General features: G+C 71.5%; 7 protein-coding genes. 3 read left to right on the top strand and 4 right to left on the bottom strand.

The features are described from left to right. Window positions 1-219: 219 nt before the first annotated feature. Both helR and ADL29_RS27460 read right to left on the bottom strand, forming a co-directional pair. Complete coding sequence (gene helR / locus ADL29_RS27470; protein ID WP_053926292.1) at window positions 220-2,436, bottom strand: RNA polymerase recycling motor ATPase HelR; 2,217 nt, start codon at window positions 2,434-2,436, stop codon at window positions 220-222. Between the two features lie 490 nt (window positions 2,437-2,926). Further along, window positions 2,927-3,901: a quinone oxidoreductase family protein gene (locus ADL29_RS27460; protein ID WP_053926270.1), complete on the bottom strand. Its 975-nt coding sequence runs from the start codon at window positions 3,899-3,901 to the stop codon at window positions 2,927-2,929. A 153-nt stretch (window positions 3,902-4,054) separates the two neighbouring features. On the opposite strand from ADL29_RS27460, the gene ADL29_RS27455 reads away from it, so the two are divergent. Next, window positions 4,055-4,387 (top strand): ArsR/SmtB family transcription factor, encoded by a 333-nt coding sequence (locus ADL29_RS27455; RefSeq protein WP_053926269.1) that lies wholly within the window; start codon window positions 4,055-4,057, stop codon window positions 4,385-4,387. Here the strand turns inward: ADL29_RS27455 and ADL29_RS27450 are convergent. Then, window positions 4,384-5,325, bottom strand: a complete 942-nt coding sequence (locus tag ADL29_RS27450; protein ID WP_245689653.1) for a helix-turn-helix domain-containing protein — start codon at window positions 5,323-5,325, stop codon at window positions 4,384-4,386. The genes ADL29_RS27455 and ADL29_RS27450 overlap by 4 nt on opposite strands. 98 nt (window positions 5,326-5,423) lie before the next feature. Here ADL29_RS27450 and ADL29_RS27445 point away from each other — a divergent pair, with 98 nt between their 5' ends. Then, a complete protein-coding gene (locus tag ADL29_RS27445; RefSeq protein WP_053926268.1) occupies window positions 5,424-6,221 on the top strand; it encodes an NAD(P)H-dependent oxidoreductase in 798 nt (265 codons plus the stop codon). Between the two features lie 280 nt (window positions 6,222-6,501). Beyond that, window positions 6,502-7,131 (top strand): AAA family ATPase, encoded by a 630-nt coding sequence (locus ADL29_RS27440; protein WP_245689652.1) that lies wholly within the window; start codon window positions 6,502-6,504, stop codon window positions 7,129-7,131. A 63-nt stretch (window positions 7,132-7,194) separates the two neighbouring features. Here the strand turns inward: ADL29_RS27440 and ADL29_RS27435 are convergent, their stop codons facing one another. Next, the gene (locus ADL29_RS27435; RefSeq protein WP_053926266.1) at window positions 7,195-8,538 is read right to left on the bottom strand and encodes a cytochrome P450; all 1,344 of its coding nucleotides are present in this window, start codon (window positions 8,536-8,538) and stop codon (window positions 7,195-7,197) included. Between the last annotated feature and the right edge of the window lie 26 nt (window positions 8,539-8,564).

The raw sequence follows: 8,564 nt of genomic DNA, 5'->3' as shown, positions 1-8,564 counted from the left end.
GTAGTCCTGGCGCCAGTCGAGGTGGTCGCCGTCGATGTCGATACGGGTGGCGAAGAGCTGATCGCCGACGGCGGCCAGTCTGATGTCCGCGATTTTGGGGACGCAGGCCTGGAACAGGTGCGGGCAGGCCGAGACGCTGTCGTCGATGTCGTCGGGATCGACGGTGCGGACCCAGATGGTGCGGGCGGGGGGGTGCTTCTCGCCATCGCGACCGATGCGTCACGAGCTCGTGAGGATGACGAGTTGCCGGGTCGCTCGGGTCATTGCGACATAGCGGTCGACCGCTCCTTCGATGCCCTCGCCGAAATCCTCCGGGTCGACGAGGACGACCAGGTCGAACTCGAGGCCCTTCGACAGCTCCGGGGTCAGGGAGCGGACGCGGGACGTCGTACGGAATGGGCCACCTCCGATGTCACCGGCGCCGATGACGCAGGCGATCCCGTCGGCGTGTGCGGCGAGCCAGTCGTCGAGGACCGAGGGCAGGTCCGCAGCGGATCCGTGGACCACGGGGATGCCGCTGCTGCGGATGGAGGTCGGCACGTTGGCGTCCGGGAGCGCGGCCCGGATGACCGGCTCGGCTTCCGCCATGACCTCTTCCGGCGTCCGGTAGTTGATGCTCAGAGAGGCCAGGTTGATCCGGTCGAGTCCGATCCGCTCGAGCCGTTCCTGCCACGACTCCGTGAACCCGTGCCGGGCCTGGGCACGGTCCCCGACGATGGTGAAGCTCCGGGACGGGCAGCGGAGCAGCAGCATCTGCCACTCCGCGTCGGTCAGTTCCTGCGCCTCGTCCACGACGATGTGCGCGAACGGGCCGGCGAGCAGGTCCGGTTCGGCGGTGGGCAGTTCGGACTCGTCGACCAGGCTGACCTGGGCGTCCTGGCCGCGCAGCATCCTCACCAGGCCCTCGCCGTTGTCGCCGTCGGCGCCGGAGTCGGCCGCGGCGTCGATCAGGTTGTCGACGACCTGCGCCATGCGCTCGCGCTGGGCGGCGAGGACGGCCTCATGCCGACGCTTCCGCCGGGCCGCCTCCGGGTCGCCGAGCCGCTGCCGTGCCGCGTCCAGGAGCGGCAGGTCGGACACTGTCCAGGCCTGGGGGGCCTCCTTGCGCTGGAGCGTGCGCACCTCGTCGGGGCTGAGCCAGGGAGCACACATCCGCAGATAGGCGGGTACCGACCACAGGTCTCCGACGAGGTCGGCCGCTTCGAGCAGCGGCCACGCGCGATGGAGCGTCGTGACCAGCTCTTCGTCGTGCAGCAGCGACCTGCCGAACTGGTCCGGCGAGACGTTGTCGTCGCCGTGCCGGTCCCTCAGGATCGCGACCAGCTCCTCCCAGATCTGCTCGCGCGCCTCGTTGTGCGGAGTGCCTGGTTCCACGGCTTCGAACGCCTCGGCCCAGTCGTCGGCGCTCAGCCAGATGTCGGACCAGTCGGTCGAGACCGTCATCCCCTCGGCGGGCGGCTCCTCGTAGAACCTGACGGCCGTCTCGACCGCCTTCACCATGTTCGCGGTGGACTTGAGGCGGGCCACGTCCGGGTCGGCCTCGACCGCTGCGCCGGCTCCCTCGGCGACGAGGTCCCGCAGAGTGCAGGTCTGCACGCCCTCCTCTCCGAGACTGGGGAGGACGTCCGAGACGTATGCCAGGTACGGCCGGTGCGGACCGACGAACAGCACACCGCCCCGACGGTGACCGAGGCGAGGGTCGGAGTAGAGGAGGTAGGCGGAGCGGTGCAGCGCGACGACGGTCTTCCCCGTACCCGGACCGCCGTCGACGACGAGGGCGCCCCGGGACCCCGCGCGGATGATGGCGTCCTGGTCGGCCTGGATGGTGCCGAGCACATCGCGCATCCGCGCCGACCTGTTGCTGCCCAGGCTGGCGAGGAAGGCGGACTGGTCGTCGAGCGCGGCGTGCCCGGCGCAGCGCCCGATCAGCTCGTCTCCGACAAGACCGTCCGAGGCGAACACCTCGTCCCAGTAGTCGCTGATCCGGCCGCGGGTCCAGCGGTACCGGCGGCGGCTTGCCAGACCCATCGGGTTGGCGTGGGTGGCTCCGAAGAACGGCTCGGCCGCGGGGGAGCGCCAGTCGAGCAGCAGCCGACGCCCCGCGCTGTCGGTGAGGCCAAGTCGTCCGATGTACACCGGCTCGGGGCGGTCCGCGCTGACCATGTGCCCGAGGCACAGGTCCAGTCCGAAGCGACGCAGCGCCCGCAGGCGAGCGGTCAGCCGGTGGATCTCCGCGTCCCGGTCCATCGCCTGCCGGCCCATGCCGCCGGGCGCCCTGCGCTCGGTGTCGAGGCGGTCGGACAGTTCGGCTATCGCCTGCTCAAGGCTCTCCGCGAGGGCCGCGAAGTGCTCTTCGTCGCCGGCGATCAGCGTCGGGTCGGCCTTGGGGGAGAGGCGGTCAGGAAGGTCGAACACGCTGGTGGTCAGCGGGTCCACGGGCATGGGCATGGGCATCGGCTCCGATCTGAGGTCGCTCGCTGGCGACCATGGCGCGCGCAGGGAGGCGTCTGGGGTCTGGGGTCTGGGGTCTGGGCTCCGGCTCGGCGATCCCGCGTGGCTCACGCGGGCATCGGCGGCCTCTCTTGGCCGATCGCGTCGAGCAGCAGCTTCGCCGACGCCGTTGCTCCGCCGGCGCGGTTCGTTCCGGCCACGGTGGTCGCCCGTGCGCGGGTCTCGGATTCCACCTCCGCGCCGAGTCCCCGCAACCGCACCGCGAGACCTGCCGGCGGTTCGACGTCCCCGCGCGACCCGTACGTCGACAACACCACACGCACTTCGCTGCCCCCGTTTCCTCGATTTCCGGCTTCGGCCGGAGATTCTGCGGCACGACGGGGGCCTTGCCGCAAGGCCCCCCATGCGCTATAAGTTGAGAGTGGCAAGGAGTGGGTGCATACCTCCTTGCCTTTGTTTTTGGAGACCGGGAAGGCTAGTCGGCGACCTTGAGCAGCAGCTTCCCGGTACTCGTCCGCGATCCCATCAGCCGATGCGCCTCCGCCGCCTCCGACAGTGCGAACTCGGCGGTGACCGGCAGGGCGACCGTCCCGTCGGCGACCTCCGCGAACGCCCGCTCGGCCAGTACCCGCAGGGCGGCGGGGGCGGTCCTGGCCAGCATGAGGATGGAGAAGCCGCCGACTGAGACCCCCGTGGGGTACAGGTCCGGCTGCCCGACGCTCCATGGCTCGGCCGAGCTCGCGTTGCCGAAGGAGACCAGGCGGCCGAAGGCTGCAAGGGAGGTCAGCGAGGCCCGCAGCGTCTCACCGCCGACCGGGTCCAGGGCCAGGTCGACCCCGCGCTCGCCGGTCGCGGTCCGGACGGCCTTCTGGAAGTCGCCGACGAACACCTCGTCGTAGCCGTACGCGCGGGCGTACTCGGCCTTGGCGGCCGACGACACCACGCCGTACACCGCTCCCGCACCCGCCGCCTTCGCCAACTGGCCCACGGCCGTGCCGATTCCGCCGGCTGCGCCCTGGACCAGGACGGTTTCGCCGGGCTGCAGCCGGCCCACCGCATGCAGCAGTGCGTACGCCGTGGGCAGCACCGTCGGGAGGGTCGCGGCCGTACGCAGGTCGACGCCCTGCGGCAGCGGGAAGACGGTCGCCGCCTCCGCCACGGCCACCTCGGCGTAGGCGCCGCCGTCCGTCAGGGCGGTCACCTCCTGGCCGACGGACAGCCCGGTCACGCCCGCGCCGACCGCCCGCACCCGCCCGGAGACCTCCAGGCCGGGCCGGAAGGGGAGCGCCGGCACCCGGTAGCCCTCGGCGCGCGCCTTCAGGTCCGCGAAGTTCACCCCTGCGTATGCGACGTCGATGCTCACCTGCCCCGGGCCGGGTTCGGGGACGTCCGCCTGCACCACCTTCAGGACCTCGGGGCCGCCGTACTCCGCAAGCTCGATCGCGCGCATGCCATGCCTCCAGCTCGACTGTTCCTCGACTGTCCGACGAGGAGTGGTCAACGAGAAGTGTTCAAGGAGAAGTGTTCAATGAAAAGCGAACACTCGGGAGTGTATGGTTTTCATCGAACACTCGGCAAGCGCGAATCCACGAAGGAGGACAACGTGACCGCCGCCAGTCATCGGACCGCCCCCGAGCACACCCACCCCGACGCCGTCCCCGTCCTCACCGCGCTCGCGGCCCTCGCCGATCCCGTACGACTCACTCTCGTCCGGGAGTTGGCGAGCTCCCCCGAGTGGTCGCGGGCCTGCGGCAGCTTCGATGTGCCCGTCGGGAAGGCGGCCCTCAGCCATCACTTCGCCGTGCTGCGCGGAGCGGGCCTCGTCGAGCAGCGCGACCAGGGCCCCAAGCGCGTCAACCGGCTCCGTCGGGCGGAGTTCGACGCCCGCTTCCCGGGGCTGCTCGAACTGGTGCTGCGTCCGGACCGGTGTGACTAGCGCGTGTCCCCGGCGAGACGGGCGAGTCCGGTGAGGGCGGCGGCGTCCCGGCTGCCCGGCTCGGCGCTGAACACGTGCACTACCAGGCCCGTTTCGCCGGGCGCGGCCGGAACGTGGAGCGTCTCGAAGTCCAGGGTGAGCAGTCCGGCCTCCGGGTGCCGCAGCCGCTTGCGACCCGCCGCGCACATGACGACCTCGCCGGTGGCCCAGATGTTCCGAAACTCGGCGCTGTGCTCGGACAGTTCGGTGATGAGCGCGGCCAGTTCCACGTCGTCGGGGTAACGCCCTGCGGAGACCCGCAGTTGGCCCACGGCCTCGGCCGCCCTGTCCTCCCACTCGGGGTGGACAAGCCGGGAGGCGGGGTCGAGGAAGAGGTATCTGGCGTTGTTCCGGTCGCGGCGGACCGGGTCGGCCAGGCCGCCGATCACTTCGGCGCCCAGGCTGTTCCAGGCCACCACGTCAAGGCGGTGGTTGGTGGCGAAGACCGGGAAGTCGGCCATGGCGTCCAGCACCCGCTGGAGCAGGGGGCTGACCCGCGCCTCGGGAGCGTGGTCGCGCTGGGCGCCGGCCAGGGTCGCAAGGTGCCTGCGCTCCGCCGCGTCCAGCCCCAGCGCCCTGGCAAGCGCGTCGAGCACCTCGTGGGACGGCTGGGTTGCCCGGCCCTGTTCGAGGCGTACGTAGTAGTCCACGCTGATCCCCGCGAGCTGGGCCAGCTCCTCGCGGCGCAGCCCCCGCACTCGCCGACGGCCGCCGCCGGCGAGCCCGACGCGCTCGGGCGCGACGCGCCCCCGGCGGGCCCGCAGAAAGCCGCCGAGTGCCCGCCGGGTGTCGCCGATCCCGTCGATCCGGTGGGTTGTGCCGTCCGTGTGCCTGGCTTGGTCCATGCCGTCCGTGCCATCCATGCCGTCCGTGCCATCCATGCCGTCCGTGCCGTCCATGCGCTCAAGTATGGGTGGCCCCCGGAGTACCAGGAATGCGGGTCCGCCGGTCGCACAGGGTGCTGGCTACCCCTCCCGGCCTGCGGGAACGTGGCGGCATGACCGATGCCACGCCGCAGCAGCGGCAGAAGAAGATCCTTGTCGTCAGCGCCCACCCGGAGCCCCGTTCCCTCAACGCTGCTCTGGCCGACTTCGCGGTTGGGCACTTGCGTGCGGCAGGGCACGAGGTGAAGGTGTCCGACCTCCACGCGATGAAGTGGAAGGCGCCGGTGGACGCCGACGACTTCCCCGACCACGCCGCGGACCAGCGCCTTGATGTGCTGGCCGCCCATGAGCGGGCCACACTGGAGGGCAGGCTGTCGCCCGACATCGCGGCCGAGCAGGAGAAGGTGCGCTGGTCGGACGCGGTGATTCTGCAGTTCCCGATGTGGTGGTTCTCCGTGCCCGCGATCCTCAAGGGCTGGATCGACCGGGTGTTCACCAACGGGTTCGCACACGGCCCGGCAGTCCCCCCGCCCTACAGCGAGGGAGCCCTGGGAGGGCGGCGGGCACTGCTGTCGACGACGATCGGAGCCCGGGAGTCGGCGTTCTCCGACCGGGGTATCCACGGAAGCCTCGCGGAGGTCCTCCACCCCTTGCAGCACGGGGTGTTCTGGTTCACCGGGATGGCGCCGCTCGATCCGTTTGCCGTGTACAGCACGATCGACCTGCCGCAAGAGCGGTTCGCGGCGGTCGAGCGGGAGTACGGCCGACGGCTCGACGGACTCTTCACGGATGAGCCGGTCCCGTTCCGGTCGCTCGTCAGTGGCGACTACGACCGTGAGATGCGGCTGCGGCCGGGGGTGGAGGCGCCGGGGACGAGCGGACTGGAGATGCACCTACACCCGCATGAATGAGTGGCCGGTGCCCTTTTCGTGCGTGGGCGAGGCCGGCGGCGGTCCGTTCGGGTCTGCTGTAGAGCCTGGTGGTTGCGGTACTCGTAGCCTACGGGGACTCAGCCTGCCGCCATGTGCGAAGGTCGGTTGGCCGCGCGGGTGCGCGGCGCCGAGTGTGGTCAAGGGGCAGGTAGTGGGCGTTACGGGCGGCTGGTCTGGTGTGGCGGACGGGTGTGCCGGTGCGCACGGCGGGGTGGCATTGCGGCCTCGTGGGCTGGTGGATCTGCGGGGGTCGGGTGACGTGCCGGCCACGCTGTCGTATCCCGCAGGTGCCGTGGTGGTGGTCTCCGGGCTGCCGGGGAGCGGCAAGAGCACCCTGCTGCGGCGTTGGTCCCGGGCTGCGTCGGTCGTCGATCCGCGGGTTCTCCATGTCGCCTACGAGGCGGTGATGCCCGCCTGTCTGCCGTACGCGGTGTACCGGCCCTGGGTGCGGTGGGCGCACTTCCGGTGGCTGCGCAAGGCGGCGCGGGGCGGCGGGCCGGTGCTGGTCCACGACTGCGGCGGCCGGCCGTGGATGCGTCGTTGGCTGGCCAGGAGCGCCGGACGCCAGGGACGGGAACTGCATCTGGTCGTGCTCGACGTGGGAGTGACCGAGGCGCTGGCCGGCCAGGAAGCGCGAGGCCGGCGGGCCCCGCGGCGTGCCTTTGCCCGTCATCACAGAGGTCTTGACCGCCTGCTGCGGGGGGTGTCCAGGCACGGCGCTGTGGTGGATGCGAGGGTTGGGATTCCCACGCCTGACGGGGTGTCGGAGGCGGCCTCGGTGGTCCTGCTCGACCGCGGTTCGCGAGAACGTGTCGCATCGGTGGAGTTCGTCCCCGCGTCGGCCCCCTCGCGGACGCATGTGAGGGGGCCTTCTGCAGAGGCGGCTTGACCCGCCCCCCTCGAGGGGGCCGAGCCGGTGCCGGGAGTCCGGCGTCCTGCACGGAGGCAGGCCCTACGGCCTGCTTCGGCGCAGTGGCGGTTCCAGGCATGCGGGGGTGGGGCCCTCGGGGCGGACCACAATGCCGTATGTCGCCTTCGTGGGGGTGGAGTGGAACCTCACGCTGTGGGCCGGCAGCAGATGTTCCAGCAGCACGGTCGCTTCGCGGAGCGCGAATTGCAGACCGAGACAGGCGCGGGGGCCGATGCCGAAGGGGAAATAGGAGCCTTGGTGGGTGGGGCGGCCGTTCGGGGTGGTGAAGCGCTGCGGGGCGAAGCGCTCCGGGTCCGGCCACAGATGGGGATCGCGGTGCGTGAGATACGGGCAGAGCAGGATGTCGGTGCCCGCCGGGACGGCGTAACCGGCGAGGGTGTCGTCCTCGGCGGCGTGGCGGGGCATGATCCAGGCGGACGGATAGAGCCGGAGCGTTTCGTGGATCAGGGCCTGGAGGGCCTGGCGGCGTTCCGCCGATCCCTCGCCACCGGCGGCGAGAGCGTGTTCGCGGGCGCTGGGGTTGTCGTTGAGGAGCAGATAGAGCCAGGTCAGGGTGGTGGCGGTGGTCTCGTGCCCGGCCACCAGCAGGGTGATCAGCTCGTCGCGGATCAGCTGGTCGGTGTACTCGGCACGGTCGGTGGCGGCGTCGACGAGGACATGCAGCAGCCCCGGTCCGTGGGGACCGGTGGCTCCGCTGCGGGCGGTCTCGATGGCGTACCGGGCGACGGCGTCGATCCGGGCGAGGTCGGCGGCGACGACCTCCTGGGCTTCGGAGGCATCGGTCGGCAGCGTGGGAAGGGCGGCCACCACCGCCGCCACGGAGGCCAGTTCGCGCTCGGTCTTGTCATCGAGGGGGTGCCCGGTGAGGGAGCGCCAGATCGTGTCCAGGGCGAAGCGGTGCATCTCCCGCCCCAGATCGAAGGTCTGCCCGGTGCGTGCGTACTGTGACCAGCGCCCGGCGGTGGTCCGGGCGGCTTCGGTGATCCGCTGCTCGTAACGGCGCATCCCGGTACCGGTGAACTGGGACTGCAGGAGGCGGCGTTGCTGCTTCCACGCGCTGCCGGTGGCCGCCACGACGCCATCGCCGATCAGCAGCCGGGCGCGGTGCGAGCGCTTGACGTAGCGCTCGGGCTGCCGGGCGAGTACGTGGTGGACCGCCCGCGGGTCGGTGACGAGGACGGTGGGGCGCGGCCCGAGGCGAAACGCGGCGATGCCGCCGGTCCGTTCGCGCACCTGGGTCAGCAGATCGACCAGCTCACCCCCGCCGGAACGCCATCGCTCCACGAGCTCGGGCCCGGCTTCGGGGACCGGCCGCCCCGCTCCGGGAACGTCGGGGACGGGGTCGAGGCTGGCTTCGGTGGCCACAGTTGTCTCCTGGTCAGCTTCTGGGC

Origin of the sequence: Streptomyces chattanoogensis (assembly GCF_001294335.1) — a bacterium.
Taxonomy (GTDB): domain Bacteria; phylum Actinomycetota; class Actinomycetes; order Streptomycetales; family Streptomycetaceae; genus Streptomyces; species Streptomyces chattanoogensis.
Note: the sequence above shows the minus strand (reverse complement) of the source record. Positions and strands in the feature narration are given on the sequence as shown.

What these genes read in the sequence shown, in the direction of transcription:
- ADL29_RS27460 (WP_053926270.1), bottom strand. Translation starts at nt 3,901, where the DNA reads ATGCGCGCGATCGAGCTTGCGGAGTACGGCGGCCCCGAGGTCCTGAAG.
- ADL29_RS27450 (WP_245689653.1), bottom strand. Translation starts at nt 5,325, where the DNA reads ATGGACGGCACGGACGGCATGGATGGCACGGACGGCATGGATGGCACG.
- ADL29_RS27445 (WP_053926268.1), top strand. Translation starts at nt 5,424, where the DNA reads ATGACCGATGCCACGCCGCAGCAGCGGCAGAAGAAGATCCTTGTCGTC.